The organism is Sorangium sp. So ce406 (assembly GCF_051474675.1).
Lineage (GTDB): Bacteria > Myxococcota_A > Polyangia > Polyangiales > Polyangiaceae > Sorangium > Sorangium cellulosum_G.
Genome location: NZ_CP150340.1, coordinates 8,538,436 through 8,564,762, shown reverse-complemented (window position 1 = coordinate 8,564,762; position 26,327 = coordinate 8,538,436). Strand labels below are relative to the sequence as shown.

Annotated in this window: 24 protein-coding genes; 8 read left to right on the top strand and 16 right to left on the bottom strand. The window is 72.8% G+C overall.

Going from position 1 to position 26,327, the window contains the following annotated elements:
• The first annotated feature begins 47 nt into the window (after positions 1–47).
• Positions 48–2,507: a substrate-binding domain-containing protein gene (locus tag WME96_RS31895; protein ID WP_437285357.1), complete on the top strand. Its 2,460-nt coding sequence runs from the start codon at positions 48–50 to the stop codon at positions 2,505–2,507.
• A gap of 52 nt (positions 2,508–2,559) precedes the next feature.
• Here the strand turns inward: WME96_RS31895 and WME96_RS31890 are convergent, their stop codons facing one another.
• Together WME96_RS31890 and WME96_RS31885 are read right to left on the bottom strand one after the other, a co-directional pair.
• Complete coding sequence (locus WME96_RS31890) at positions 2,560–2,913, bottom strand: DUF1801 domain-containing protein (protein WP_437285356.1); 354 nt, start codon at positions 2,911–2,913, stop codon at positions 2,560–2,562.
• A 254-nt stretch (positions 2,914–3,167) separates the two neighbouring features.
• Positions 3,168–4,574, bottom strand: coding sequence for an NAD-dependent succinate-semialdehyde dehydrogenase (locus tag WME96_RS31885; RefSeq protein ID WP_437285355.1), 1,407 nt, complete (start codon positions 4,572–4,574; stop codon positions 3,168–3,170).
• Positions 4,575–4,786: 212 nt separating this feature from the next.
• Here WME96_RS31885 and WME96_RS31880 point away from each other — a divergent pair, with 212 nt between their 5' ends.
• The 3 genes from WME96_RS31880 to WME96_RS31870 are packed head-to-tail and all read left to right on the top strand — an operon-like array spanning position 4,787 to position 7,035.
• The gene (locus WME96_RS31880; protein WP_437285354.1) at positions 4,787–5,761 is read left to right on the top strand and encodes a hypothetical protein; all 975 of its coding nucleotides are present in this window, start codon (positions 4,787–4,789) and stop codon (positions 5,759–5,761) included.
• The gene (locus WME96_RS31875) at positions 5,758–6,504 is read left to right on the top strand and encodes a metallophosphoesterase family protein (RefSeq protein ID WP_061617733.1); all 747 of its coding nucleotides are present in this window, start codon (positions 5,758–5,760) and stop codon (positions 6,502–6,504) included. Before WME96_RS31880 ends, WME96_RS31875 begins: the two co-directional genes overlap by 4 nt.
• A 36-nt stretch (positions 6,505–6,540) precedes the next feature.
• On the top strand, positions 6,541–7,035 hold the full coding sequence (locus WME96_RS31870; protein WP_437285353.1) for a metallophosphoesterase family protein: 495 nt from the start codon (positions 6,541–6,543) through the stop codon (positions 7,033–7,035).
• Between the two features lie 19 nt (positions 7,036–7,054).
• Here WME96_RS31870 and WME96_RS31865 read toward each other — a convergent pair whose 3' ends face one another.
• From WME96_RS31865 to WME96_RS31840, 6 genes are all read right to left on the bottom strand, one after another.
• Entirely contained in the window at positions 7,055–7,876 is an 822-nt protein-coding gene (locus WME96_RS31865) for an alpha/beta hydrolase (RefSeq protein ID WP_437285352.1), read from the bottom strand.
• Between the two features lie 96 nt (positions 7,877–7,972).
• The gene (locus WME96_RS31860) at positions 7,973–8,632 is read right to left on the bottom strand and encodes a glutathione S-transferase family protein (protein ID WP_437285351.1); all 660 of its coding nucleotides are present in this window, start codon (positions 8,630–8,632) and stop codon (positions 7,973–7,975) included.
• 142 nt (positions 8,633–8,774) lie between these two features.
• Positions 8,775–9,320, bottom strand: a complete 546-nt coding sequence (locus WME96_RS31855) for a hypothetical protein (protein ID WP_437285350.1) — start codon at positions 9,318–9,320, stop codon at positions 8,775–8,777.
• Positions 9,321–9,435: 115 nt separating this feature from the next.
• Positions 9,436–9,903, bottom strand: a complete 468-nt coding sequence (locus WME96_RS31850) for a peroxiredoxin (protein ID WP_437285349.1) — start codon at positions 9,901–9,903, stop codon at positions 9,436–9,438.
• Between the two features lie 104 nt (positions 9,904–10,007).
• Complete coding sequence (locus WME96_RS31845) at positions 10,008–11,216, bottom strand: serine/threonine protein kinase (protein WP_437285348.1); 1,209 nt, start codon at positions 11,214–11,216, stop codon at positions 10,008–10,010.
• Positions 11,217–11,321: 105 nt separating this feature from the next.
• Positions 11,322–12,755: a hypothetical protein gene (locus WME96_RS31840; RefSeq protein WP_437285347.1), complete on the bottom strand. Its 1,434-nt coding sequence runs from the start codon at positions 12,753–12,755 to the stop codon at positions 11,322–11,324.
• A gap of 145 nt (positions 12,756–12,900) precedes the next feature.
• Between WME96_RS31840 and WME96_RS31835 the strand changes: the two genes are divergently transcribed.
• Positions 12,901–13,635, top strand: coding sequence for a hypothetical protein (locus WME96_RS31835; protein WP_437285346.1), 735 nt, complete (start codon positions 12,901–12,903; stop codon positions 13,633–13,635).
• Between the two features lie 7 nt (positions 13,636–13,642).
• Here WME96_RS31835 and WME96_RS31830 read toward each other — a convergent pair whose 3' ends face one another.
• From WME96_RS31830 to recA, 4 genes are all read right to left on the bottom strand, one after another.
• Entirely contained in the window at positions 13,643–14,629 is a 987-nt protein-coding gene (locus WME96_RS31830; RefSeq protein WP_437285345.1) for an HDIG domain-containing metalloprotein, read from the bottom strand.
• A 146-nt stretch (positions 14,630–14,775) separates the two neighbouring features.
• Complete coding sequence (locus WME96_RS31825; RefSeq protein WP_437285344.1) at positions 14,776–15,516, bottom strand: hypothetical protein; 741 nt, start codon at positions 15,514–15,516, stop codon at positions 14,776–14,778.
• Positions 15,517–15,936: 420 nt separating this feature from the next.
• Entirely contained in the window at positions 15,937–16,440 is a 504-nt protein-coding gene (gene sixA, locus WME96_RS31820) for a phosphohistidine phosphatase SixA (RefSeq protein WP_437285343.1), read from the bottom strand.
• 19 nt (positions 16,441–16,459) lie between these two features.
• A complete protein-coding gene (recA, locus tag WME96_RS31815) occupies positions 16,460–17,632 on the bottom strand; it encodes a recombinase RecA (protein WP_437285342.1) in 1,173 nt (390 codons plus the stop codon).
• Between the two features lie 521 nt (positions 17,633–18,153).
• Between recA and WME96_RS31810 the strand changes: the two genes are divergently transcribed.
• Complete coding sequence (locus tag WME96_RS31810) at positions 18,154–19,419, top strand: serine/threonine-protein kinase (protein ID WP_437285341.1); 1,266 nt, start codon at positions 18,154–18,156, stop codon at positions 19,417–19,419.
• Here the strand turns inward: WME96_RS31810 and WME96_RS31805 are convergent.
• The 3 genes from WME96_RS31805 to WME96_RS31795 all read right to left on the bottom strand — a co-directional run bounded on the left by WME96_RS31805 (position 19,370) and on the right by WME96_RS31795 (position 22,990).
• Positions 19,370–21,493, bottom strand: a complete 2,124-nt coding sequence (locus tag WME96_RS31805; protein ID WP_437285340.1) for an ATP-binding domain-containing protein — start codon at positions 21,491–21,493, stop codon at positions 19,370–19,372. The two genes, WME96_RS31810 and WME96_RS31805, sit on opposite strands and share 50 nt — an antisense overlap.
• Before the next feature lie 83 nt (positions 21,494–21,576).
• On the bottom strand, positions 21,577–22,191 hold the full coding sequence (locus tag WME96_RS31800; protein WP_437285339.1) for a TetR/AcrR family transcriptional regulator: 615 nt from the start codon (positions 22,189–22,191) through the stop codon (positions 21,577–21,579).
• A 73-nt stretch (positions 22,192–22,264) separates the two neighbouring features.
• A complete protein-coding gene (locus WME96_RS31795) occupies positions 22,265–22,990 on the bottom strand; it encodes a tyrosine-protein phosphatase (RefSeq protein ID WP_437285338.1) in 726 nt (241 codons plus the stop codon).
• Between the two features lie 69 nt (positions 22,991–23,059).
• Here WME96_RS31795 and WME96_RS31790 point away from each other — a divergent pair, with 69 nt between their 5' ends.
• Together WME96_RS31790 and WME96_RS31785 are read left to right on the top strand one after the other, a co-directional pair.
• Entirely contained in the window at positions 23,060–23,617 is a 558-nt protein-coding gene (locus tag WME96_RS31790) for a hypothetical protein (protein ID WP_437285337.1), read from the top strand.
• A gap of 150 nt (positions 23,618–23,767) precedes the next feature.
• Positions 23,768–24,994, top strand: a complete 1,227-nt coding sequence (locus WME96_RS31785) for an ArsA family ATPase (RefSeq protein WP_437285336.1) — start codon at positions 23,768–23,770, stop codon at positions 24,992–24,994.
• Positions 24,995–25,027: 33 nt separating this feature from the next.
• On the opposite strand, the gene WME96_RS31780 is transcribed toward WME96_RS31785, so the two are convergent.
• The gene (locus WME96_RS31780) at positions 25,028–26,182 is read right to left on the bottom strand and encodes an alkaline phosphatase PhoX (RefSeq protein ID WP_437285335.1); all 1,155 of its coding nucleotides are present in this window, start codon (positions 26,180–26,182) and stop codon (positions 25,028–25,030) included.
• Positions 26,183–26,327: the final 145 nt, after the last annotated feature.

Genomic DNA, 26,327 nt, shown 5'->3' with positions numbered 1-26,327 from the left:
TTCTCCCTTGTGCCCTGCGCAACGAGTGACCGGCTGAACGGATCCGCATGAACACCGGACTGGATGTTTTCTCGACGCTCCATCACCTCGTGCAGCGCGCCATATCCAGCCTCCCCGGCGTACAGCGCGGCAGCCTGCTCGCGCGCGCCGGCCGGCGCCTCGTGTACAGGGCGGCCGTGGGGCTCGACGGCGTCCTCCCGGGCCGGCTGCACATGCCCTCGGAAGGCGGGCTCGTCGGCGCGTCGGCGCCGTTCGGCCCCGCCGCGGCGCCCGAGGCGGCGCGCGGCCCGTGCCTCGTCCCCGCGACCGCGTGGTACCGGGCGCACCTGCCCGAGGTCGCGGAGCGGCCCGGCTGGCCGCCCGAGGGCGCGCACGTGCTGGTCGTGCCGGTGCCGGTGTTCGGCGCGCCGGCCGCCTACCTCGCGCTGGAGCAGCCGGACGCGACGCCGCTCGCGGGCCCCTACCGCGCGCTGCTCGAGTCCGTCGTGGAGAGCGCGGGCGCCGCGCTCGAGCGGCGTGGGCTGTTCGAGGAGAAGGCCCAGGTCGCGCAGGAGCTGCGCCTGCTCGAGGACGTGCTGAGCGCGGTCGCCGAGTCGGTCGATCTCCTGGAGCTCATCGAGACGCTCGCGGACGGGATCAGGAGCGTGCAGACGGGCCCGCGCTGGAGCACCATCGACCTCGCCATCCTGGAGGACGCGGCGGGCGAGCGCCGCGCGGACGACGGCGGGCAGGGCGGCGCGCCAGGCCCGCACGACCGGCGGACGATCCGCCTCTACAGGGCGCCGCGCCGGCCCCTGACGGCGTACTGGAACAACGTGCGCGACGGCGCGCTGGCCGCGGGGCGCGACCTCCGGGTCGCGGTGGAGTTCAGGAGCGGCATGTCGTCCGGGCCCGCGGCCCAGGAGGCGTCCCTCGAGGACGGGATCCGCCGGCGGGTCAGCGGGATCGCGATCGCGCCCATCGACCCGGTGGCGCTGGAGCCATCCATCCGCCGCGCGGCCGAGGCGGGCATCCCGGTCGTCGCCATCGATTCACCGCCCGTCGAGGGCAGCGCCTGCTCGCTCTACATCGGCACCGACAACCGGGCCGCCGGGCGGATCGCGGGCGAGGCGATGCTGCGGCTCCTGCCGCAGGGGGGCGAGGTCGCCATCCAGGTGGCCTCCGCCGCCGTGGCGAACGCCCGCGGCCGCATCGAGGGCTTCTGCGGGGCGCTCGCCGGCTCCTCGGTCCGCGTGGACTCGCTCTCGGAGAACCTGTTCGACCCGGATCGCGCGACCGAGCTCGCCCTGGAGGTGGTGCGGTCGAAGCCCTACCTCGCCGGCGCCTTCGGGGTGTGCAGCGAGAACGGCCCGGGCCTCGGCCGGGCGTCGATGTCGCTCGGGCGGTCCGGCGACATCAAGCTCATCGCCTTCGATCTCATCACCGCCACGGTCGCGATGCTCCAGGAGGGCGTGATCCACGCCGCGGTCGTGCAGCGCGAGTACGACATGGGGTACCGCGGCGTGCAGGCGCTCCGCGACATGGCGGCGCGCGGCGTCGCGGCGGCGCTCGCGGACCTGCCCGCGTCGCGCTCCATCGACACGGGGGTCGACCTCGTGACCGTCGAGCGGACGCCCTTCTCGATCGCCCTCTCGGATCACCTGGCCATGAGCTCCGCCCGCCGGATCGCGAACCGCAGGCTGGGCGCGGCGACGGGCGCCAGGGCGCTCGAGTTCCTGGTGATCGGGATGGCCGAGCGCGAGTGCCTCGTCAACGACGAGCGCGCGCCGGTCACGGACGACTCCCTGGTGGGCCGGGTGATGAGCGCGTGCTGCTCGCTCGTCATCGACACCGCGTCGACCGAGTACCAGCGCTTCAGCGACGTCGCCGAGGCCCGCTTCAGCGGCGCGCGCACGATGGTCGGCGTGCCGCTGCTCTCGCGGGACGCTGTCCTCGGGGTCCTCGTGCTCGCTAGCCCGCAGCCCGACGCGTGCTCGCCGACCGATCTCGCGCTGCTCGAGCGCGTCGCCGCCGTGGCGGCCGTCGTGCTCGAGAACGCGCGGCTGCTCGCGCGGATCAAGGAGCGGACGAGGGAGCTCGAGTCGCTGAGCCGCCGCCAGGAGGCGCTGCTCGACACGATCGCCCGGATGGCGAGCCCGGTGGTGCCGATCGCGCCGGGCGTCCTGGTCATGCCGATCGTCGGCGCGCTGGACGCGCAGCGGTCCGGCCGCTTCCTCGAGGGGATGCTGCGGGAGATCACCGATCACCAGGCGCGCGTCGTGCTCATCGACGTCACCGGCATGGCGGTCGTCGACGCGGACGCGGCGAGCCACCTCGCGCAGGCGGCGCGCGCCGCCGGGATGCTCGGGTCCGAGGTGGTGCTCGTCGGGATCGCGCCGGAGGCGGCGCGGCTCATGGTCGAGCAGGGGATCGAGCTCGACGGCATCGTCACCCGCTCCACGCTGGAGCTCGGGTTCTCGTACGCGCTCGGCAAGGTGGGCGGGCGCGTCCTCTACCGGCGCGGCTGACCCGGGGCGGCGGCCCCGGCGCTCCTCGCGCCCGCGGCGCCCGGCGCTGCGATCAGCGGTCCCGGTGGAGCTCGATCGCGGCCGCGACGAGCGCGGCGATCTTCGGGACGTCCACGTCCTTGGCAGAGCGGATGTGGACGTTCCTGGCCTGCTTGGCGCTGCCGGTGAGCAGGCCGTTCGGATCGGGCAGCTCGGCGCCCTGCTCGAACCCGAGGTTCACGCCGAAGCGCTGCGGCGCGAGCCAGCAGATCTGGTGTTTGTGCCCGTCGCCCATGCGGAAGCTGATGATCCGCCAGCCCGGATACACCTGCTCATGCACGTCGGGGATGATGCGGAGGAGCAGCTTGCGCACGCGCAAGGTGAGCTGCTGCGCCGCGGGAGGGTACTCGCTCAGCAGCGCGGCCACGGCCGGATCGTCCGACACAATCGAAGACGGTAGGTCGCCGTGCACGAAGACGCAACCGGCTGCGCGCGCGATGCGACGTTCCGGTTCGGGCGCTTTCAATCCGTCAGGGCGGTGAGCGGTCACTCGCGATCACGCCGGATGAGCTGGCGTGACTCGGCGTGACTCGGCGTGACTCAGGGCGACTCGGGGTTACGCCGGATCACCCCGGGTTACCCCGGGCGACACGGGCACCTCGGTCGATCGGGTGACGCGGTTCACTCGGTCGCGGGCAGGCCTCTCGGCCGCTCGTCCTTGGCGATCCAGACGGTCTTGATGTTCACGAACTCGCGCAGGCCATACGACGAGAGCTCGCGGCCGTGGCCGGACATCTTGACCCCCCCGAACGGCAGCCGCGGATCGGACACGACCATGCCGTTGACGAACACCTGGCCGGCCTCGACCTCCTCGATGAGCCGCTCGCGCTCGGCGGGGTCGCGGGTCCAGACGCTCGCCCCGAGCCCGAAGCGGGTGGAGTTCGCCATGTAGATGGCCTCGTCGATGTCGGTGACGCGGAAGACCGCGGCGACCGGGCCGAACAGCTCGTCGTCGGCGGCGGGGGAGGGGCTCCGCACGTCGGTGAGCACGGTCGGCGGGAAGTAGTTGCCCGGCCCCTTCAGCCGCTTGCCCCCGGTCAAGAGGAGCGCGCCCGCGGCCACCGACGCGCGCACCTGCTCCTCGAGCTCCGCGGCGATCTGCGGCGTGGCGAGCGGCCCGACGTCGACGGACGGGTCCATCGGGTCGCCGACCCGGAGGCGCCGCATGGCGGCGACGAAGCGCTGCTCGAACTCCGGCACGATCGACTCGTGGACGATGAAGCGCTTCGCCGCGATGCACGACTGGCCGTTGTTGATGATGCGCGCCTTGATCGCGGTCCCGACCGCCGCGTTGAGGTCGGCGCTCGGCAGGACGATGAACGGATCGCTGCCGCCGAGCTCGAGCACGACCTTCTTCAGATGCTTGCCCGCGTGGGCGCCGACGCTGCGCCCCGCGTTCTCGCTGCCGGTGAGCGTCGCGGCCGCGACGCGCGGGTCGGCGAGGAGGCGCGGCACCGCCTCGGTCCCGACGAGCAGCGCCTGGAAGACCCCCTCCGGGAAGCCGGCGCGGCGGAGGACGTCCTCGATCGCGAGCGCGCAGCGCGGGACGTTCGAGGCGTGCTTGAGGAGGCCGACGTTGCCGGCGATGAGCGCGGGCGCGGCGAAGCGGAAGACCTGCCAGAACGGGAAGTTCCACGGCATGATGGCGAGCACCGGGCCGATCGGCTGGAACGCCACGTAGCTCTTGCCGGCGTCGGTCGCGACCTCCTCGGGGGCGAGCAGGCGCTCGGCGTTGTCGGCGTAGTAGCGGCACACGGTCGCGCACTTCTGGGCCTCTGCGACGGCGGAGCCGATGGTCTTGCCCATCTCGATCGTCATCAGCCGCCCGAGCTGCTCTTTCTCGGCCTCCAGGATCTCGGCGGCGCGGCGGAGCCTCTGGGCCCGCTCGGCGACCTCGGTCCGTCGGAAGCTGCGGAACGCGGCGTGCGCGCGCGCCACCTTCTGCTCCAGCGCCGCCGACGAGAGGGGCTCGAACGTCTCGAGCGTCTCTCCTGTCGCCGGGTTGATCGTCGCGATCGCGGTGTTCACGGATGTGCCTCCTCTTCGAGCGCCGGGGGCCGCGCCCCGTCGCCTGCCTGCGCAGAGCGCGCCGAGCGATCCCGGCAGGCGAGCTTGGTCCAGACCCGCCTCTCCTTGCAATGGTCAGCGACCGTGGGCCCGCGCATCTTCCCTCCTCGTCGCCGGCGCGTGAGGGCGCAGGGGGGTCGCCATCGCACGTCCTGTTCATTACGCAGAGGGGGATGGTCCGCAGCGGATCCCCTGCCGCGAGCGACGCCGAGCGCGCAGCTTCAGCCTGGGCGTCCCGCGCCGGCGAGCGCGCGGCGCTGTCGCCTCCGGCCGATGATGTCGCCGGCCTGCTCTGCTGTGCGGGCGAGCTGGAGGTGCGGGTAAGGGCGCTGGAGTCGCTGCTGTGCGCCGGTGTGCCGTTCATGGTGGCGGGCGCGTATGCCTTCTTTGCGTACACCGGCATCTTCCGGGACACGAAGGATCTCGACGTGATGCTGGAGGAGCGGGACGTGCCGGCGGCGTTCAGGGCGCTCGAGCGGGTCGGGTTCGAGACGGAGCTGCTCGATCCGCGGTGGATCGGCAAGGCGCACGCGGGCGAGCGCTTCATCGACCTCATCTTCTCGTCGAGCAACGGCCTGGCGGTGGTGGACGGCGGCTGGCTCGAGCACGCGCGTCCGGCCACGATCCTCGGCCACTCCTGCCTGATCGCGCCGGTCGAGGAGATCATCTTCACGAAGGCGTTCGTGGACGAGCGGGAGCGGTACGACGGGGCGGACGTGAACCACCTCATCTACGCGTGCGGCGACGAGATGGACTGGGAGCGGCTCCTCGCGCGCTTCGGCCCGCACTGGGAGGTGCTGCTCGCGCACCTCACGCTGTACCGCTTCGTCTATCCGGGCGCGCGGAGCCGGGTGCCCGGGTGGCTCATCGAGGAGCTCTGCCGGCGCACGCTGGAGCAGTCGCGGGCGGGCGACGCGCCGCTCCGGGTCTGCCGGGGGAACCTGATCAGCCGCCGGCAGTACCTCCACGATTACGAGAAGCTCGGTCTCGTGGCGGCGCCGCCCGAGCCCGAGACCATGCGGGCGCCGCTGTGCCGGAAGGGCCGGCGGCCCGGGGCGCGGCAGCGCCTCGGCAAGGCGGAGCCGGGCGGCCCGGAGCGCGCGGCCGTGGAGGTCGAGGCGTCGCGGCTTCGCAAGCCGGGGTCATGAGCGCCGGCGCGGCGGAGAACGGGGACCGCGGCAAGCGCCGCGTCGCGGCGGCCTCGGACCTGCATTGCCGGCCGGAGCACGGCGGCAGGATGCGCGAGCTCGTGCGGGCGGTGAACGCGGAGGCCGAGGTGCTCGTGCTCTGCGGCGATCTCACCGATCGCGGCCACCCCGAGGAGGCGAAGGTGCTGGCCGACGCGCTCTCCGGGCTGTCGGTGCCGTGCGCGGCCGTGCTCGGCAACCACGACCTCGATCGCGGCGCGAGCGCGGAGATCGCGAGGCTCCTCGGCGACGTGGGCGTCGAGGTGCTCGACGGAGATCACCTGATCTTGCGCGACGACATCGGGGTGGCCGGCGTGAAGGGCTTCATGGGCGGCTTCGGGAACGCGACGCTGCAGGCGTTCGGCGAGGGGCCGCTCAAGGCGTTCGTCCAGGAGGCCGTGACCGAGGCGCTGAAGCTCGAGGCGGCGCTGTCCCAGCTCGACACCGACAAGCGGATCGTGATCATGCATTACACGCCGGTGCTCGACACGACGGTCGGAGAGAACGTGGAGATCAGGCCCTTCCTTGGGACGAGCCGGCTTGTCGCGCCGATCGATCTGTACGGCGCGGACGTCGTCTTCCACGGCCACGCGCACCACGGGGCGCTCGAGGGGCGGACGCCGAAGGGGACCCCGGTCTACAACGTGGCGATGCCGCTGCTGAGGAAGCTGACCGGGAGGCCGTTCCTCCTCGTCGAGGTGTGACCGCGTGCGCCGGATGGAGCCCTCTGGGGAGCCCTCATGACGGATCGACGAGCGCGGCGGGAGCACCGGGTCGGCGTCATCTCGGACACGCACGGGCTGGTGCGCCCGGAGGCGCTCGCCGCGCTGGCTGGCTCGGAGCTGATCCTGCACGCGGGCGACGTCGGCGGCCCCGAGGTGCTCGCCGCGCTGGCGGCGATCGCGCCCGTGACGGCGGTGCGCGGCAACAACGACCGCGGGCGCTGGGCGGACGGCTTGCCGGAGCGGGCGACGGTGCAGGTGGCGGACGCGACCCTGTTCATGCTGCACGACATCAAGGAGCTCGAGCTCGACCTGGGCGCGGCGCGCCTGTCGGCGGTGGTGGCGGGGCACTCGCACCGGCCCGCGATCCGGGAGGAGGGCGGCGTGCTCTTCCTGAATCCCGGCAGCGCGGGGCCTCGCCGCTTCAAGCTGCCCCTGTCGGTCGCCCGGGTGGTCGTGCGGGGCGCCGCGGTGACGGCCGAGATCGTGGAGCTCGGGACCAAGGCGCCGTAGGGACGCGCGCGCCTCGGGCTCAGTGCTTCTGCAGGAAGCCGCGTATCGCCCCGAAGTAGGCCGACGCGAAGGAGAGGATATCGTTGTGGCCGGCGCCGTCGATCAGGCGCAGCTCCTTTCTGTCGTGCGGGACGGCCGCGTGGTTCTCGCGGGCGTGGAACGGCGGGAGCAGGCTGTCGTGCGCGCCGTGCAGGGAGAGGACCGGGATCTCGACGTGCCTCAGGAGCTCCGAGTTCGAGAGGCGGCGGTGCGCCTCGTCGCGCAGGTCGCCGAGGTCGATCTGGAAGAGGGCGAGGAGGTGCCGCACGTCGCTGAAGCCGCTCTCGAGGATCAGCGCGCGGTACGCGTCGCCGCGGTCCCTGGCGATGCGCGACGCGGGCGAGCTGCCGAGCGAGCGGCCGAAGAGCAGCGGCTTCGGCGGCCGGTCGAGGCCTGCCTCGCGGCTCTTCTCGGCGAGCTCCCGCTCGAAGAAGGCGGCTACATGCGCGGGGTCGTCGTGGAGCGAGCGCAGCGTCGGCCGCCCGCCGCTCCAGCCATAGCCGCGGTAATCGACGATGAAGAAATTCAGGCCGAGCTGCTGCCACGCCCCGGCGATGTCGTCGTAATCGGGGACGGTCTCGCCGTTGCCGTGGAAGGCGAGCACGGTCGGGCTCCGCGGGTCGGCCAGGTGCCAGCGCGCCCCGAGCGTCACGCCGGGGGCGACGGGAATGTCGTGGTCCGTCGCGCCGGCGGGCGGGGGCGTCTTCACCCGCCTGGGGTAGAAGACGCCGGCCGCGCGAGGGCTCGCGTCGAGCTCGCGAAAGAGCGCATCGAGGGAGCTGCTGGTCTCGTCGGTCGGCATGGCGTGATGGCTCTCCGTGGTACGGCAGGGGTGATGCAGATGCAGAGGACAGCGTATGTAGCGGATGCATTCGCGACCGGCGCAGGCCGTGCCACCTCACCCGTTGTTCGCCGCGACCTGCCCTGCCTTCCACCGGGTAATGAAGGCGCGGTAGGCCTCATCCATCTCGCCCCAGATCGTGCGGGTCAGCTCCTGAGCTCCGATGAACTCCACGTAGCGCGCGAGCTTGGGCCGGCGGGTCAGCGCGTCGTCGCCGTGCTTCGTCAGCATCGTGGCGTAGAACAGCCACGGAACCAGCGTACAGTCGGCCAGCGAGAGCGCCTTCGAGGCGGCGAATCCGTCCCCGGCCAGGAAGACCTCGAGCGCGTCGAGGCCCTTGTCGAGGCCGGCGCGCTCCGCCGCCGCGTCGATCTTTAAGCCCGGGTCGGAGGCCGCCCGCAGCAGCGACATGACGCCGCCGCAGTAGAGATCCACGGTGCGAACGACGAGGCGTACCCGGGCGCGGGCCTCCGGCGTGTCGCCGAGCAGCGACGGCGTGGGGAAGGCGTCCTCGAGGTACTCGCAGATAACGAGGCTCTCCGGCAGGACGAAGCCGTCGTGCTCCAGCACTGGGATCTTTCCGAGCGGGTTCATCTGCTGGAACTCGGGAGTGCGCTGCGCCGTGCGGCGGAGCTCGATCTCCAGCCCTTTGGCATAGGCCTGCATGCGGACGCGCGAGAAGAACGGAGAGCCGGCGGAGCCGTGAAGGATGATCATGGTGGTTCGTTTCCTCGTGTGGTGAGGAATCGCCATATCACCGCCGTACAGCGCGCACCAGGCCAGGGCGGCGGCCCCCCGGTCTCGCCCCTCTCGAGCGCGTCCGCGAGCGCGCACCTCGAGAGGCCCACCTTCCGTCTGTCTATTCCTCGACCCCCCCGTCCATCGCCGGCACCAGCTCGATATCGACCTTCTGCGGGATGAAGTCCTCGCACATCTCGCTCATGACGGGCGTGAGCGTCTGCTCGAAGTCCTCGTAGCCGGTCCCCGAGATCTCGACCCGCGTCACCCCTGCGGTCCACAGCTCGCAGACGAGCGCGTCCAGCGCCTCGGGAGGAGGCGCTGCGCGGTCGACGGCGCACACGATGTTGGCCTCGTCGAGCGTCTTCCAGGTGGTCGGGTCATCGAGGACGAAGGTCGGCTCTTCCGCCGCGCTCCACGCCACGTGAACGGTGGTGTCCCGCGGAACAGGGCCGCCCGGCGCGCGCACGGTGATCGTGAACATCGCCTCTCGCGGCCCCACCGGGCACCCGCCCGCGCCGCCCACGCCCGATCCGCCGGCCCCGCCGCCCCCCGCGCCGTCGCAGGCCCCCACGGCGGCGGCGGTCGCGAGCGCCGCCAGGGAGAGCGCCGCAAGCGCCGTGAGCGATAGGACTCGACCCGGCGCGAAGGAGGGGCGTGCAACCACGAAGACGGCAGGATAGGGGCCGAACTCCGGCAAATCCAGCGGGAGCAGGCTTTGTACAGGCCCGTCCCGCTGGCTCTCCGCGCTACCCCCTCACGCTTCCCTGCCGGTCTTCAGCTCAGGCCTGGGCCTTGAGCTCGGCGATGTCCTTGAGGAGCGCCTGCTCGTGCCCGTCCGGCTTCACCTTCAGGTACGTCTTCCGCAGGACGCCCTGCGGATCGATGACGAACGTCGTCCGGTCCCAGTACATGGTGCCTTTCCACTCGCTCTGCCCGACGCCCGCTGCCTTGAGCAGCTCGTGGTTCGTGTCGGCGAGCAGATCGATGGTGAACGAGAACTTGTTGCAGAAGCTCTTGTGCGACGCGACGTCGTCCTCGCTGACGCCGACCACGGCGATGTCGGCCTTGTCGAAGTCCTCCTTGGAGGCGGTGAACGACTTGCCCTGGATGGTGCACCCCGGCGTGTCGTCCTTCGGATAGAAATAGACGACGAGCCATTTGCCCGCGAAGTCCTCGAGCTTCACGGTCTTGCCGTCCTGGTTCGACAGGGCGAAGCGCGGGAACGGCTTTCCAATTTCGACGCTCATCTTCTCTTTGCCTCTTCTGTGGGCCGGAGGATGGCTCCTCCCGGCCGGTGACAGGTGATGGGGCGGCCGAGCGGCGCGGTCGTCGCGCCGCCGCCCGCGCTGGATCAGCGCGGGATGAGCCCCCGGAACCAGGCCGCGACCGACGAGGACGACTCGTCCTGGTGCATCGACTCCGGTCCTTCCAGCTCATCGGCCAGCCCCCCGAGAGGCCCCTCGCTGCGCGGCGGCGAGGAGCCCTCGCGCTCCTCCCCGTGCATCAGGCTCGTGGCCCCGTCCAGGGTGGGAAGCAGGCTGAGCCCGCTGCCGCCCGCGGTCGGCTCCTTCGTGAGCGACTTGAACTCGAGGAGCATCATGTCGATGAGCTCGGCGATCTTCTGCGTCCCGTCGACAGCCCGGGCCGGCCCGCCCTTGGCGCGCTCCACGAGCGCGGCGACGTCGTCCTCGCTCACCGGGCGGCCGTAGCGGTAGAGGAAGCGGGTGAGGTCGCGACCGAGGTCGCGCGCGGCGCGGTAGCGGGCGTCCGGGTCGCGGGCGAGCGCGCGGCGGATGATCTGCTCCAGGTCGCGCGGCACCTCGCTGTTGATCTGCTGGAGCGACGGGATCACCGCGTCGCGCACGAGCCGCACCGTGATGTAGTCCGAGTCGCCGAGGAAGAGCCGGCGCCCGGCGAGCATCTCCCAGAGGATGATCCCGAGCGCGAAGATGTCGACGCGCTGGTCGACGCCCTGCTCGAGCACCGTCTCCGGCGCCAGGTAGCCGAACTTGCCCTTGATGATGCCCGCGTCGCTCTCGGCGAGCTGGCTCGACGCCTTCGCGAGCCCGAAGTCCACGATCTTCACCTCGCCGTAGCGGGTGATGAGCACGTTCGCCGGGGTGATGTCGCGGTGGACGATCTGGAGCGGCTTACCGTCCGCGGTCGCCAGATCGTGCGCGTAGGCGAGGCCCTGGCACATCTTGGCGGCCATGAACGCGGCGACCTCGACGCTCATCGGGCGGCCGACCTTCTTCTGGTGCTCGAGGAGGGCCCGCAGGTCGGCGCCGTCCACGTACTCCATGACGATGAAGTAGGTGCCGTCGCCGACCCCGATGTCGAACACCGACACGACGTTCGAGTGCGAGAGGTGCGCCGAGAGGCGCGCCTCGTCGAGGAACATCGCGATGAACTGCTCCTTCTTGCTGAGCTGCGGCAAGACGCGCTTGATCGCGACCTGCTTCTTGAACCCCTCGATCCCCGCGCTCTCCGCGACGAAGACCTCCGCCATGCCGCCGGAGGCGAGGCGCTTGATGACCCGGTACCGCTGCTGCTCGGACATGCCCTGCTCGTCGTCCTCCCGCCCCGTCCCGTTGGGTCTGCCCAGTCTAGCGGCTCGGCGCGCGCCGCGGATGAAATCCATGCGGCGCCGCTCGCGCGCCCCGCGTCATCGGAACGTCGCGAGCGCCGCGACCGTCGCGAACGAGAGCCCCACGAGCGCCGCGAGCGCGAGCACCGACAGGAGCGGCTCCGCCCGCGCCGCGGCGAGCAGCCGGCCGCGATCTTCCCTGGACAGCGGCGCTCCGGCGGCCCCGTCCTCGCCTGCGCCTCCGGACGCCGCGGCGAGGTGCGCCTCCAGCCGGCGCCGCGCGGTCCGGGATCGCAGCGCGAGCAGCAGCATCTCCGCCGCCGCTGTCGCGCCGAGCACCGCGAGCCCCGCGCGCCGCGCCCGTGACACGCGGGCGTGCTCGCGCGCCTCCGCCGCCGGCAATCCGTCCGCGAGCAGCGTCACGCGCCGCGGCGAGGCCGCGCCTTGCGGCGAGGCCGGGCCTGTCGCCGCGGAGAGCGGCCAGGCCACGGTGCCTGCGCCCTGCTCGTACGGGTCGCTCGCGACCACCGCCCAGCCCGCCGCGAGGCGCGCCGGTCCGTCCGGGAGCGCCAGCGTCCCCGCGAAGAAGCCCGCGCCGTCCGGCGCGAGCGGCACGACCGCCCCGCGGAGGCGGCCGCGCGCGCCGCCGATCGACACGTACGCCCGCGGCCTCGGCGCCGGCGAGACAAGCCGGAGCGCCGGCTGTTCGCCCGCGAGCCCGCCCGGGTCGAGCCAGATCGCGCCCGGGATCACCGGCAGCCTCCCCTCCCACGAGCCGCCCGCGCCAGGCGGCCCGCCCGGCCGCGTCGCGCGCAACGTGAGCTCGACGGCGTGCGACAGCGGCTTGAGCGAGAGCTCCGCGGCGCCGCGCGCGTCGGCCACGACCTCTATCGGCCCGCTCCCTCGCCCCTCGAGGTCCGCCCCGACGGCGCTCGCCTCGACGCGCGCCCCCGCGATCGGCGCCCCGTCCTCGGTCTCGACCGCGACGCGCACCGGCTCCGGGAACGGCGCGGCCATGGCACCCCGCGCGGCCGTGACGCGGAGGCGGAGCTCCCCGTGCGCCGCGCCCGGCAGCGCGCTCGCGTGCGCCGCGCCCGGCAGCGCGCTCGTCTCCGCCGGGAGCGGCGGCGCGAGCGGCACCTGCTGTTCCAGGAGCACCTCGCCGCCCCGCGCGATCCGCACCGCCAACGGCGCCGTCAGCCCGTCCGGCGCCCGCAGCAGCGCCTCGCCGATGCCGTCCGTGTCGATCGGGCCGATCCATCGCTCGAGCGGCGCCCCTGCGGCCGCGGCGCTCACCTCGATCTCCGGGATGGCCGCCGGGTCCTCGGCCCCGTAGAGCCGGCGCACCCCTTCGATGCGGAGCGCCAGCGCCTCGCTTCCGGCGACGGGCGCTCCCCACACCCTCACGCCGGTGGTCATGCGCTGGGAGCCTGGCCCCAGGAGCACGCCGGCGGCGAGCCCGATGCCGAGCGCGGGCAGGACGTAGGTCGCCGCGTCGAACGTCGAGGCCATCGCCGTCCAGCATACAGCTCCGCCCCGCCGGGCGCGGTCGAGCAGTGCGTCCAGGCTGGCTGCTCGCGCCGAGCGCTGGCGATGCGGCCATGCTCGCGCCGAGCCCCTTTGCGTCCTGGCGTCTCCTCCGATAGGAAAGCCGCCGATGGCAGCCGACAGACCGGTGAAGCGCAAGCGCAGGGGTTCGGGGTCCACGGGGCAGGGCGGCGACGTCTTCCTGCGGCAGCGGACCGATCCGCGGAGCGAGCGACGTTACGAGCCGAAGGCGTCGGTCGCGCACGGCCTCACCTGGCTGGGCATGTCCGTCGCGGCGCTCCTCGCGGGCGCGGGCGTTTACGGCCAGTGGTTCCGTGGTGAGGAGGCGGGCGCGCACCCGTATGCGCCGTACCTGCTCCTCCTCGCGGCGCTCCTCGGCGCGGCGTCGGCGCTCTTCGGCCACTGGTCGATGAAGCCCATCCGTGTCGGCGATGCCGGCGTGGCGATCGAGAACGGGCCTGGCGAGATCGAGCGCATCGGCTGGAACGACGTCACCCGCCTGTTGCTCACCGAGGCCGCGCTCACGGTCCAGGGCAGCGGCACCGCGATCGCCATCCCGCTCCGGACGCACCTCCCGGCGGCCTCGCGCGCCCTGGCCGAGGCGAGGTCGCGCGTCCCCGCGCATGCGACCGAGATCAAGGAAGGCGCCTTGCCGCCGCCCGACGACGCCGCCGGCGAGGTGCGCTCTCTCGAGCCTCCCCAGGTCGCGGGCCTTCGTTGCAAGGTGACCGACAAGCTCATCGCCTTCGAGGCCGACGCCCGTCTCTGCGGCCGTTGCGGCGAGCTGTACCACAAGGACGGCGTCCCCCCCCGGTGCGCCACCTGCTCAGCCCCCCTCCGGTGAGAGGCTGTTAGATCCCGAAGCGCGCCGCGTTCTCCCGGAGGAAGGCGATGTAGACGTCCGACTCCTGGTGGGAAGGTACCTCCCCGGACTCGACCGCCTGCTCGAGCGCCCGCTTGATCTCGCCGACCTTCCGCGACGGCGGCAATCCGAACGCCTGCATGATGGCGTCCCCGATCCCGCTCGGCAGCGGCGGCACCACCGCGTCCTGGGCCTGAACCTGCAGCACCCGCTCGGCCAGGTCGCTGATCTGCTTGAGCCCCTTCCGCTTCTTCTCGGGCCGCTTCGTCGTGATGTCCGCCCGCGACAGGTCGAGCACGTCGTTCAGGCAGCCGCCCATCTCCTTCGCGAAGCGGCGCACCGCGCTGTCGGTCCACGACGGGTCGTACTGGCTCGCCCGGAGGTGGTGCAGGATCAGAAAGCGGATGCTCCCCTTCAGCGCCTCTTCCTTCGCGAAGAGCGGCAGCCGCCGGTCGATCTTGTCGAACATGCGCGCGCCGACCTCCGCGTGACCGAAGAAATGGACCTCGCCCGTCGGCGAGATCGATCGCGTCCTCGTCTTGCCGATGTCGTGGAGCAGCGCCGCCCACCGGACCTCGAGCCTCGGGACCGCCTGACGCACCACCTGCTTCGTGTGCTTCCAGACGTCCTTGTGGCGCCACTCCCCATCGCCGAACCCGACCATCGCCTCGACCTCGGGCAGCATCGCCGCGAGCGCGCCCGACTCGAGCAGCGCGTCGAGCCCGGCCTCGGCGTCCTTGCTCATCATGATCCGGTCGAGCTGCTTGCGGACGTCCGGCAGGTAGATCGCCGCCGCCGCCTTGAAGTCGGCGGGGCGCCCGGAGATCACCCGTGGCGAGGTGCGTGGCTCGGCGGACGCCTCGGGCTGCGCCGCGTCAGCCCTCTCTGCTCGCTCCGCGGCCCACTCGAGCGCCTCCATCGCCCGCTTCGGGCTCGCTTCCTGGGTGACGATCTCCTGCACGCTGGCCTTCCACACTTTCGAGGTTACGGGGTGGTTCGCCCGTGCGGCACCGGCTCACCCGGCCCGACGGGGGTCCGCCGGTTTAGAGCCAGCCGGTACGCCGCGCAATGGTTCGTCGCTCGGCCCCGCCCGATCGCGCGGGGCCGCCGTGCGGCGGCGCGTCAGGTGCGGAGGAGCCTGCCCACGTGGTCCTTTTCCCAGACGAGGGCGCGCTCGTAATCGCGGAACAGCCGCTCGCGGGCGAGGAACTGGGGCGGATGCAGCATCCGGCGCCCGTTGCCGTGGCTCGCCGGCATCACGTGGTGGAGCATCTCGTGGTAGATGACGTAAGAGATGAAGTAGCGGGGGACCCAGGGTCGGTCGAGCACCGGGTGGATGCGGATCAGCCGCTCGATCGCGGAGTAGCTCCCGAGCTTGATGGTGCGCCGCGGCTTCTTCGCCCTCGTCCGCTTGCCCCAGGTGATCAGCGAGTCGACCGCGCCGCCGAAGTACGCGTGGTTGAGCTTCTGGAACAGGCTCAGCAGGTCGTGCGTCTGCCCCTGCGTGCTGAGCGGCGTGCTCACCGGCCGGCTCGCCCGGATGCGATGGCCGTTCTCGTCGATGTACTGGCCGACCACGAGCGACGCGGCCCGGTCCTGGTTCACCACGTACCGGACGAGCGCCTCCTGAACGACCGCCGGCGCATCCAGGAACATGTGATGGACGCGCGCCTGCAGGATGCCTTCCCGCAGCGACGAGGAGATCATCTGCCGGAAGTTGTCGGTGACCGAGAGCAGGACAGGCCGCTTCTGGGCCAGCTCCAGGCGCCGGATGAGCGCCTGGCGCGCCCCTTCGTGCACGAAGATCTGCGGCTGACCCGAGGGCAGGTCGATGTCGATCGGGTGGTGCCGCGGATCGGGCACCCGGACGACGGCACGAGAGACGCGCGGCCAAAGGGAAGAGGACGCTGCGCCCTTCCCACCGCTGCGCGACAGACGGCCTGGAGGGGGTTGAGCGAAGGGGAAGGCCATCTGTCCCGCCATCTCAATCCTCCTTATTTGGGCGTATTCTCGGGTGGGATCCTTGTCAAGCGAGCGACCGAAATCATCGGAATCATTCAGCTTTATGAAACCGTAAGCAGAGGATCGGTCCCGCTGGAGGGGTAGGGTGGACGTCTCGGCCGTCGCCCGCTCGCGATCTGCATTTCCGCCGTAAATTCATGCACTTCCCCCCCGCACCGCGATCCGCCGCGGGGGATCGCCCCGGTCGAGCCACCTTCCGCCTGGGACGCGAGCCCGTTGCTTCATGACACGGCGCACCCGCCCCGCCACGCGCCCGCCTCGCTAGGCGAGCGCGCGGGGGTCGAGGATCCGCGCCACGCGCCATCGACCTTGAGACTGCGGGGTCGGCTCGGGCTCGAGGGCGACGATCAGGGCGGTGGTGAAGCTGGAGAGGAGCAGGCCGGTGGCGCCCCGGCCGGGCGGGTCGATGAGCGTACGGACGAGGTGCTCCACGTTCGGCTGGTGCCCGACCAGGAGCGCATCGGCGCCTCCTCGGGCGAGCGCGGCGACGAGCGCCAGCGGCAGGCCGGCGTCGAGCGCGAGCTGGTCCTCGATCTCGACCTCCGGCGCGCCGCAGATCGGCGCCGCGATCTCGGCGGTCTCGCGGGCGCGCGCGAGGGGGCTCGCGAGCACCCGCGCGAGCGGGGCGCCCCCGCGGATGCGGCGGAGCTCGTTCGCGACCTGCTGGACGCGCTCGCGGCCCTCGGGGCTGAGCCTCCGGTCGGCGTCGCGTCCGCTCCGCGCCCGATCCTCCGCCGGGCCGTGCCGCATCACGTAGAGGTGCATGGCGGTGCGTCGGCCGGCGTCAGTTCGTCTTGCCCGGGGCGCGCCGGGCGTCCTGACCGGACGGGGCCGGCTCGCCGCGCCCCTTCGCCGGCGCCGGGGCCTCGGCCGCCCCGCCCTTCGCGCCGGCGTTCGCGGCGCCGTTCGCCGCGGCGCCGCCGCCGGCGCGCGAGACGCCGTGCTTCGCGAGCACCATCTGCTCGATCTTCTCGAGCACCGCCGGGTGCTGCTCCAGGTAGGTGCGGGCGTTCTCGCGGCCCTGGCCGATGCGCTCGCCCTGGAACGAGAACCAGGACCCGCTCTTCTCGATGATGCTGGCCTCGGTCGCGAGGTCGATGACGTCGCCGCTGTGGCTGATGCCCTGGCCGTAGAGGATGTCGAACTCCACTTCGCGGAAGGGGGGAGCCATCTTGTTCTTCACGACCTTGACGCGGGTCCGGTTGCCGACGACCGCCGGCTCCTTGCCGCCCGCGGCGGCCTCCTTGATGGCGCCGATGCGGCGGATGTCGAGCCGGACGGAGGCGTAGAACTTGAGGGCGTTGCCGCCGCTCGTCGTCTCGGGGCTGCCGAACATGACGCCGATCTTCATCCGGATCTGGTTGATGAACATCAGCAGGCACTGCGAGCGCGAGGTCGTCCCGGTCAGCTTGCGGAGCGCCTGGCTCATCAGCCTGGCCTGGAGGCCGACGTGGCTGTCGCCCATGTCGCCCTCGATCTCCGCCTTGGGGACGAGCGCGGCCACGGAGTCGACGACGATGATGTCGACGGCGTTCGAGCGGACCAGCATGTCGGCGATCTCGAGCGCCTGCTCGCCGTAGTCGGGCTGGGAGATGAGCAGCTCCTCGGTCTTCACGCCGAGCTTCTTCGCGTAGTTCACGTCGAGGGCGTGCTCGGCATCGATGAACGCGGCCGTCCCGCCCGCCCGCTGGATCGCGGCGATGGCGTGGAGGGTGAGGGTCGTCTTGCCGCTCGACTCAGGCCCGTAGATCTCGACGATGCGGCCCCGCGGGTAGCCGCCGATGCCGAGGGCGATGTCGAGGCCGAGCGAGCCGCTCGGCACGGCCGCGACCTCGTCGTGCAGCGTCTGCCCGTCCTTGAGGCGCATGATCGCGCCCTTGCCGTACTCCTTCTCGACGCTGGCGATCGCGAGCTCCAGGGCGGCGGACTTCTGCTTGGTGTTCTTCTCGTCACTCATGCGTACCTCGGGGAGGGGGGCCGAAGGGGAGGGGAGGCCGACGGGGATCGTGGAGGCGGATCCCCGATGGGCGGGGCGACAGTTTCCGCCAGACCTTTACTGTCCAGTTGTTCAGGAAGCAAGACCCCCGCACCCCGGATAGGACCGACAACGTCCGCGCAACGCGCGCAGGGACCTTGCCGAGCACGGTCGGCGCCGGTCGTCTCGACGGCGTCCCGGGGCCGTGCGTCTGGAGCGTGGGTTCTCGGGTTCACGGGGTCACGGCCGCGCGTTCTGGATCGCGCGGACCAGGATGCACGCGGAACGCGCGCGGGCCAAGGACGGATGAGCGTCGTTGACGTCGCGGGCGGAGCCGTTGTTTCCCGGCTGCCGGGGAGTCTCACAATCCAGACAACAATCGTGATCGTCCCTCGGCGGGAACACTGGCGACCTCTTCACCTCTGGGCCACACCTCCCAGGTGGGGGGCGGGGGGCGTCTTTTCCCAGGGTTTTCCCTGGGTCGGTACGAGCTCGTCCTGCGGGTGGCCGCAGGCGAGATGGGGGAGGTCTGGGCGGCGCGGCTCAGGCGGGAGCACGGGTTTCAGAAGCTCTTTGCCATCAAGGCGCTTCGTCCCGAGCTCTCGCCCGATCCGGACGCCGTGCGGATGTTCCTCGACGAGGCCGCGCTGGCGGCGCGCATCAGGCACCCGAACGTGGTGCCCGTCGTCGACGTGGGCGAGAAGGAAGGCACGCTCTTCTACGTCATGGAGTGGGTGAGCGGCGAGCCGCTCTCGTCGGTGCTGCGCGCCGCGCGCGGGCGCCCGGCGCCGGTGCTCGCCGCGGCGCGGCTCGCCTACCAGATCTGCGCGGCGCTCGACGTGGCGCACGAGCTGCGGGACGAGCTCGGCAACCCGCGCGAGCTCCTTCACTACGACGTGTCGCCGGACAACGTGCTCATCACGTCCGAGGGGCTCGTCCGGCTGGTCGAGTTCGGCATCGCCAGGTTCGAGGAAGAGCGCCTGTCCGAGCGCTTTCCCCGGGCGCCGCGCGGCGCCGCGGCCGCGGGCGGCGAGGGGGGCGCGCTCCTGTTCAGGAGCAGCGCGCCGTACATGGCACCGGAGCACATCCGCGGGCAGCCGTGCGACCGGCGGTCCGATCTCTTCGGGGTGGGGGTGCTGCTCTACGAGCTCCTGTCGGGCGCGCATCCCTTCCAGGCCGACGACAGCGAGAGCACGATGACCCACATCGCGAGCGAGCGGCCCGCCGCGCCGCTGTCGTCGCGCGCCGCCCCGTCCCGGCGCGGGTTCGCGGAGCGGCTGAGCGCGCCGCCGCCGCCCGAGCCGATCCCGCCTGCGCTCGATCGGCTCGTCTCCGAGGCGCTCGCCAAGTCGCCCACGGCGCGCACGGCGACGGCCGCGCAGCTCATGCGCGCGCTCGAGGAGGCGGTCCCGGGCGCCGCGCACCCGGGCAACGACGCGCTGGTCGCGGGCTGGATCGGCCAGATCCTCGGGGGAGCGTCCCACCTCCGGACGCAGCAGCTCCGCGCGGCGCTCGAGTCGCTCGACCCGGGGGGCGACTCGGCCGTGGAGGCGGAGCTCCCGCCCGCGCCGCGGCGCTGGGTGCAGGCGGCGTGGGCCGTCGCGGCCGCCGTCCTCGGGGGCGCGCTCGCCGGGACCACGGCGGTGGGCGACTGCCCCCTCCCGCGGCCCGCGATCACGGCCCCGGCCGGGCCGCGCGCGACGAGCGCCGCGAAGATCGTCAGCGCTCCGCGTCCGCCAGGAGCGGAGACCACGCCGCGCCGGCGATGAGCCACAGCTGGTGCGACGCCCGCGTCACCGCGACGTGGAGCCGCCGGCGGGCCTCGTCGGTCATCGGGTACGCCGCCGCGGTCGCGTCGGGCACGACGACGTAGTCGAACTCGAGCCCCTTCGCGCTGTCCACGTCGGTGACGTCGATGCCCGGCTCGAACGAGAACTCCCCCTCGAGCACGAGCCTCGCCTCCGGCAGGTCCGCGACGAGCGCGTGGAGCTGCCGCGCGGCCTCGGCGTCCCGCGCGATGACGGCCACCGAGGCGCGGGGCTCCCGGCCGGCGAGGTCGCGGAGCGCGCCGGCGAGGAACAGGTGCGCCTGCGCCTCGCCCGGGAAGCGGAAGAGCCCGACCGGCGCGCCGTCCCGCGCCGCGCGCGCGGGCGCCTCGGGCGCGAGCCTGCCGAGGAGCCGCTGCGCGAGCTCCGTCACCGGCCGCGGGCACCGGTACGACACCGCGAGGCGGCAGGTCGCCGCGTCGCCCACGCCGAGCGTCGAGAGCGCCGCGTCCCACCCGGCGAAGCTCGACGAGGTCTGCTGCGCCTCGTCGCCGGCGAGCGTCACGCTGCGCGCCTCGCCGAGGAGCTTGCCCAGCACGAACAGCTCGAACAGCGAGACGTCCTCGGCCTCGTCGAGCACGAGGTGCGACCACCCCGCCCCGTCGAGCCCGCGGCGCGCGGCGCGCAGGAACAGCAGGATCGGCAGGTCGTCGACGTCGAGCGTCCCGGCGAGCTCGTCCGGCGTCCCCTCCGCGATGGGGCGGCCGTCGAGCGCCCGCTTCATCTCCGGCACGATGATCGCGGCGAGCTCCTTCTCGAGCGGCTCGGCGATCTGCAGCACGGTGTGGCGGACGGTCTCCTCGACGGCGGTCCGCGGCAGGTCCCCTCCCGAGTCGGCGACGACGCCCTCGAGGAACCCTCGATCCGTGAAGACGTCGGCGAGGCGGCGGCGCAGCCGCGGGAGCGTCGTGCTCGCCGCGGCGAGCTTCGCGAAGCGGCCGCTCGACAGGGCCCGGTAGAGCGCCGGGTGGCGCTTGAGGCTCGAGACGAGCGCCGGCGGGTCGGCGCACAGGGCGATCGGCCGGCCGAAGACCTCGCGCGCGGTCGCGGCCGACCAGGCGTCGAGCGTCTTCACCTGGGCCTCGCCCGCGCCGAGCGGCGCGAGCAGGCGGCGCGACAGCCGCGCGAGCCCCTCCTCGGGGACGACGACGCTCATGGCCGAGAGCGGGCACCGCGCCGGGTCGAGCGCCGCGATCCTGGCGAGGCGGTGCAGCGCGACGGTCGTCTTGCCGCTCCCGGCGCTGCCGAGCACGAGCAGCGGCTGCTGCGCGGGCGCGCACACAGCGGCGTATTGATCGGGGTCGAGCAGGGCGGTGACGTCCGCGGTCCTCGCCCGATCCAGGGCGCCGGCGCCGACGCCCAGGCTCCCGGGGCGCGCGGCCGTCCCCGCGCCGCCCGGCTGCATGGCGAGCGACGCGCGCTCCTCCACGATCCACCGCGTCCCCCGCCCCTCGCCCCGCTGCGTCAGGGCCAGGCCGTCGCCGACGATCCGGGTGAGCACGCCGCGCTCCACGACGACGATGCGGCGCGCCTTGACCACGCCCTCGGCGACGCGCCCCGGGAAGCTCTCCTCGTACTCGTCGCCCTCGCGGTACCGGTAGAAGATCTGCGCCACCGGCGCGACGCGCCAGTCGAGGATCCGCACGTCGGCCGACGGATCCAGGAACGTCACGTGGCCGAGCAGGTAGTCCCTCGCCCCCTTGCCCTCGTCGACCCGGAGGTGGGCGAGGTACGGGCAGCGCGGGTCGGGCAGCGCCTCCCGGGTCTCCTGCTCGATGAGGCGGTGTCGCACGCTCATCTCGAGGAGCACCGCCGGCAGATCGTCGGCGGACGCCGCGGCCGCCTCGTCGCGGAGCTCCCGGAGCGCGGCGATCGACCTGAGCTCGCGCGGCGCGGCCGGGCGAGCGCCGCGCTGTCGCGCCCTCTCCAGCGCGGCGCGGACGCGCTCGAGGAGCGCCTCCTCTTCCTCGAGGACGGCGCGCGCTTCGACCGGCAGATCAAGCCTGCTTTCCAGCATGGTGGCCTCCGTGCGCCCCCGCCGCGGCGGGGGCGAGCTCGCGATGAATGAACGGTGCGTTCACTTTTGAGACAAAGCGAACCTCATGCGAAGAAGCTCTTGAGCCCCGCGAGGTGGTACTTCGCGTAGCCGTCGACCGCCTCGCGGATGGCGGCGCCGTCGTCGAAGCGCGCGAGGGTGCTGACCATCGTGCCGACGAGGCTCCGGTAGATCTGGTCCAGGTTGAACCGCATCGCCTCGGTCACCCGGAGGCACGGGTCCAGGGCGCGGAAGTGCTCGATCGCCAGCTCGGCGAGGCGCCCCACGGTCTCCTCGGCGAACCGCTCGTACCTGGAGCCCTCCGCGCGCCCGAGGAGGATCACGACGCGCAGCCTGTTCTCGATGCAGAAGCGGAGGAGCTCCTCGGACGCGAGGTGGTACGTGGCCGTCGGCGGGAGCGTCCGGACGTCGTCCACGCCGTCGAGCGCCTTCACCCGGCGACGGAGGAGGAGCGCGAAGGCGCGGACGAAGCGGTCGTCCACGACCGCGTAGAAGAGCGCGTCCTTGTTTGCGTAGTACCGGTAGATGTTGCCCGTGGAGACGCCGGCCGCCCGGGCGATCTCGGCCATGGTGGCGCTCTCGTACCCCTTCCGCGCGAACACCGTCAGCGCGGCAGCGGCGATGCTGTCCTGCACGTCGTCTTTGAGGACCTGCGCCATGGCGAATAGTGAACGGAGCGTTCACTTATAGCCGGGCGCGCCGTCCCGTCAAGGGAGGGGGCCCCTCGTCGTCTCAGGGCTCGACGCGTCCTTCGAGGATCGCGCGCGGGCCGTCGGTCAGCAGGAACGTCGCTTCCTCGTCGCCGACCCTGGCGAAGAGGGCCTTGATGCCGTCGCGCACGTCGGAGACGTCCCTGGCTGCGTGGGCGTCGCTGCACGCGGCGTAGTAGTACCCTTCCTCGAGGAGCCGCTCTGCGACCCGGCGGGGGGTGCGCCCGTACTTGCCGGTGAGCGCCGCGACGTCGAGGAGGAGCACGGCGCCCGCGTCGAGCAGCGGATCCAGCGAGGCGCTGTCGTCGAAGACCGGCTCGTAGCGCTCGGGGTGGGCGATGACGGGGCGGAGCCTGCGGCGGCTGAGGTCGAAGATCCGGTCCGCGACCCGGACGGGGAAGCTCCGGGTCGGGAACTCGACGAGGACCGCGCGGCCGCCGGGATAGGGGAGGGCGCTGCCGTCGAGGAGGCGCTGGAAGACGATATCGTCGAAGAAATGCTCGGAGGAGAGGTCGAGCGCGGGCAGGTCGGGCGCCCCGGCGAGGGCGGCGCAGGTCGCGTCGTAGGCGGCGAGGAGGCTCTGCCGGGTGTTGTCGAACATGCCGGGGCGCATGTGCGGCGTGGCCACGACGGTGTCGAACCCGGCGCCGCGGAGCGCGGTGAGCAGGGCGAAGCTCTCCTCGACGGTGCGGGCGCCGTCGTCGATGCCGGCGACCCAGTGGCAGTGGAGATCGATGAAGCCGCGCATCGCGATCGAACTTAGCAAAGTTGGCCGCCCCCGTGCGCTGCGACCATCCTTCGCGCCGAGGAGGTGTTCGTGTCGTTGTCGTTATCGAACCAGCAGCTTGTGCCTCGGCGCGGGTCGGATGACTGCGCGGGCGGCCAGCGCGGCGACGGGCCGGAGGGCCACGCCCTGCGCGCGGTCGACCCGGGCGCGCTCTCGGCCGAGGGGGCGACCGAGAGGGGAGCGTCCGCCGCGACAAAGGAGGAGGGGGCCCCCGCCTCCGAACGGCGGCGCCGCCGCAGCGACGATCCGATCACCGCGCTGCATTACCAGCTCTCGACGACGCGCTCCGAGGCGAACCTCGACGTCGTGGTCCTGGTGGACGACAGCGGCTGCCTCGTCGCGGGGGCGGGCGCCTGGCCGGCGTGCGAGGAGCTCGCCGCCTACGCCCCGCTCCTCGCGAACCCGGACGCTGTCCAGAACGCGGCCGTCGGCTCGCGCATCGCCGCGCTCACCGCGGAGGTCGAGGTCCAGAGCCTCTCCGTGGCGGGCGGCGAGGTGCTGCTGTGCGGCCGCGGCGGCACGGCGGAGCGCGGCGCCTCCATCGCCCGCGCCGCCGCGGGCTGCCTGCGCATCCTCCGCGCCGCATGAACGCTCGCGCCTGAGCGCTCGCCGCGGCGCTGCGTGAGCGCTCGGTCGCTCGCGCTCGCCGCCGCCTGAGCGCGCTCGCCACGGCGCAGCCCGGGCGCTCGCGCCTCCCCGGTTCGTGCTACAAGGGGCCGCGACCTCAGGTCGCGCGCCATGCCCGGCCCGCTCGCACCCCCTCGACATCGCTCCCTCGCCGTCCCTGCGTCCCTCCGGGCCGACGACGCCGGCCTCGCCCCGCTGCTCGCCTCCCGCAGGGTGATCCTCTGCGTCGGCTGCGGCGGCGTCGGCAAGACGACCACGACCGCCGCGCTCGGCCTCGCCGCAGCCCGCCGCGGCAAGCGCGTCCTCTGCCTGACGATCGACCCGGCGCGCCGCCTCTCCCAGAGCCTCGGGCTCGAGGAGATGAAGACGGAGGCCCAGACGATCGAGCCCGTGCGGTTCGCCAGGGCCGGCATCGACGTGCCCGGCTCGATGACCGTCATGATGCTCGACACGAAGTCGACCTTCGACGGCCTCGTCGCGTCGCTCGCCCCGTCGCCGGAGCAGCGCGACCGGATCCTGGGCAACGTCCTCTACAAGTACATCTCCACGTCGCTCGCGGGCACGCAGGAGTACATGGCGATGGAGAAGCTCTACGCCGTGAGGAACGACCCGGGCTACGATCTCGTCCTGCTCGACACGCCGCCCACGGCGAACGCGCTCGATTTCCTCGACGCGCCGGAGCGGCTCGTCGGCGCCATCGACAGCGCGGCGACGCGCTGGTTCGTGCAGGCCTTCCAGAGCTCCGGCAGGCTCTCGCTCAACCTGCTGGCGCGCTCGACCGCCGCGGTGCTGCGGGGCATCGGCAAGCTGACCGGCAGCGGCTTCCTCGAGCAGATCGCGGCGTTCATCAGCGAGATGAACGCCGTCTTCGGCGGCTGGAAGCAGCGGGCGGACGCGGTGGCCTCGGCGCTCCGCGGCCCCGACGTGGCGTACGTGCTCGTCACGACGCCCGATCCGCTCTGCGTGCGCGAGGTGCTGTACTTCGCCGACCGCCTGCGCGAGCAGGCGATGCGCCGCGACGCGTTCGTCGTGAACCGCGTCCACCCGGAGTACGGCGCGCTCCCCGGCGCCGCCGAGATCGCCGCCGCGCTCGGCGGGAGCGGCCTCGAGCTCGGCCCCGACGCCGCGCCGCGCCTGCTCCAGGCCGCCCAGGACGAGAGCCGCATGGGCAAGCTCGATCAGCTCAACCTGATCGCCCTCGAGGCGGCGCTCGAGGATGAGCAGAGCGGCGGCAGCGTCCGCGTCGACGTCCCCGCCTTCCCGTACGACATCTACGACGTGGCCGGCCTGGCGAGGATCGCCGACGTGCTGGCGCCGCTGCCCGGCGCGGCGGGGTGACGGCTGGTGGCGAGCGCTCCTCGCTTGCCAGCGTCAGCCCCGGAACGGGCCGCTCACCTCGAAGGTCATCCCGATCCCGATCCCGTCCAGCCCGCGCTGGGAGCTGAAGTAGAGCCGATGGCCGGCAGGGCTGAACGCCGGGCCGGTGATCTCGGAGCCGGCGTGCCCCTCGATCTGGAGGAACGGGGCGACGACGCGATCCGGCGTGATGAGGCACATCTGCATGTCGTCTCCGTCCTCGGCCACGAAGAGGTCGCCGGAGCGCGAGACGACGAGGTTGTCCACGCCGCGCAGCGGGGACGCCGGGTGGAGATCCGCGGCGTAGATGCACTCCAGGCTTGAGCTCGCCGGCGTGTAGGCCCAGATCCGGTTGTCCCCCTTGGTCGTGAAGTACACGACTCCATCGTCGCACCAGCAGCCCTCGCCGCCGTCGAAGGCCGTGGTCCGGCTGGACGTGAAGGGGTTCAAGGCCGCCGAGATCCACGTCTCGACGCGGACCCAGCTCACCGTGCCGCTCAGGCCGTCCGCGCTCCAGGAGACCCGCGCCGCCTCGAGGCGCCCGTCGGCCAGCGACGGATAGCGATCCGGGGTGAAGCGGTAGAACCTGCCGTTCGGGCGATCCTCGGTCAGGTACAGGCGGCGCCCGGCGGGATCCACGGCGACGGCCTCGTGCGCGAACGTCCCGAGGTCGGAGCGCCGCGCCGCCTGTCGGCCGTCGAGGTAGCACTCGAACACGTTGCCCCCGTCCCATTCCTCGCACGAGAGCCACGTGCCCCAGGGCGTCGGGCCGCCCGCGCAGTTCGACGTCGTGCCGCTCAAGATGGTGCGCGCGCCGGCCACGCGCCCCGCGGCGTCGAACCGCACAACGGCCGCGCCGCCGATCAGGGGGACCTCGCTGTTCGAGGTGTAGGCCCAGCCCCCGTCGTCGAGTGGAAAGCAGGCGCCGCCGTCCGGGGCCGCGTGCCAGATGTGCGAGGTGCCGGAGACCGGCAGCCCCGTCACCGCGATGACGCGCGAGGTGAAGCCCGCCGGCAGCCGGAGCCCGTTCGCGTCCGGCGTGGCGGCGATGGGCCCGTAGGGGCTCGCGCCGGGGTGGGCGGGCGCGGCAACGGCGTGTCGCCAGAACCGCGAACCGAGTGCAAAGGCCGCGGTGGCGGCCGACGTACGCAGCAGATCTCGACGCTTCATGCGCGCGATGCTCGCCGTCGCCTGTGGGCGTCGCGTCACGCCTCGCTGTCACTTCGATGGCAAAGCGTGCAGGCGAGCAGGGGAGAACGCGCGGGCCAGCACGGCGGAGCGCGCGGGCCGGCACGGCGGAGCGCGCGGGCTGACC

Bases quoted from the DNA above. Each gene is read 5' to 3' on its own strand.
- WME96_RS31895 (WP_437285357.1), top strand. From the start codon at position 48: ATGAACACCGGACTGGATGTTTTCTCGACGCTCCATCACCTCGTGCAG.
- WME96_RS31880 (WP_437285354.1), top strand. From the start codon at position 4,787: ATGGTCCGCAGCGGATCCCCTGCCGCGAGCGACGCCGAGCGCGCAGCT.
- WME96_RS31875 (WP_061617733.1), top strand. From the start codon at position 5,758: ATGAGCGCCGGCGCGGCGGAGAACGGGGACCGCGGCAAGCGCCGCGTC.
- WME96_RS31870 (WP_437285353.1), top strand. From the start codon at position 6,541: ATGACGGATCGACGAGCGCGGCGGGAGCACCGGGTCGGCGTCATCTCG.
- WME96_RS31865 (WP_437285352.1), bottom strand. From the start codon at position 7,876: ATGCCGACCGACGAGACCAGCAGCTCCCTCGATGCGCTCTTTCGCGAG.
- WME96_RS31860 (WP_437285351.1), bottom strand. From the start codon at position 8,632: ATGATCATCCTTCACGGCTCCGCCGGCTCTCCGTTCTTCTCGCGCGTC.
- WME96_RS31850 (WP_437285349.1), bottom strand. From the start codon at position 9,903: ATGAGCGTCGAAATTGGAAAGCCGTTCCCGCGCTTCGCCCTGTCGAAC.
- WME96_RS31845 (WP_437285348.1), bottom strand. From the start codon at position 11,216: ATGTCCGAGCAGCAGCGGTACCGGGTCATCAAGCGCCTCGCCTCCGGC.
- WME96_RS31840 (WP_437285347.1), bottom strand. From the start codon at position 12,755: ATGGCCTCGACGTTCGACGCGGCGACCTACGTCCTGCCCGCGCTCGGC.
- WME96_RS31835 (WP_437285346.1), top strand. From the start codon at position 12,901: ATGGCAGCCGACAGACCGGTGAAGCGCAAGCGCAGGGGTTCGGGGTCC.
- sixA (WP_437285343.1), bottom strand. From the start codon at position 16,440: ATGCACCTCTACGTGATGCGGCACGGCCCGGCGGAGGATCGGGCGCGG.
- recA (WP_437285342.1), bottom strand. From the start codon at position 17,632: ATGAGTGACGAGAAGAACACCAAGCAGAAGTCCGCCGCCCTGGAGCTC.
- WME96_RS31805 (WP_437285340.1), bottom strand. From the start codon at position 21,493: ATGCTGGAAAGCAGGCTTGATCTGCCGGTCGAAGCGCGCGCCGTCCTC.
- WME96_RS31800 (WP_437285339.1), bottom strand. From the start codon at position 22,191: ATGGCGCAGGTCCTCAAAGACGACGTGCAGGACAGCATCGCCGCTGCC.
- WME96_RS31795 (WP_437285338.1), bottom strand. From the start codon at position 22,990: ATGCGCGGCTTCATCGATCTCCACTGCCACTGGGTCGCCGGCATCGAC.
- WME96_RS31785 (WP_437285336.1), top strand. From the start codon at position 23,768: ATGCCCGGCCCGCTCGCACCCCCTCGACATCGCTCCCTCGCCGTCCCT.
- WME96_RS31780 (WP_437285335.1), bottom strand. From the start codon at position 26,182: ATGAAGCGTCGAGATCTGCTGCGTACGTCGGCCGCCACCGCGGCCTTT.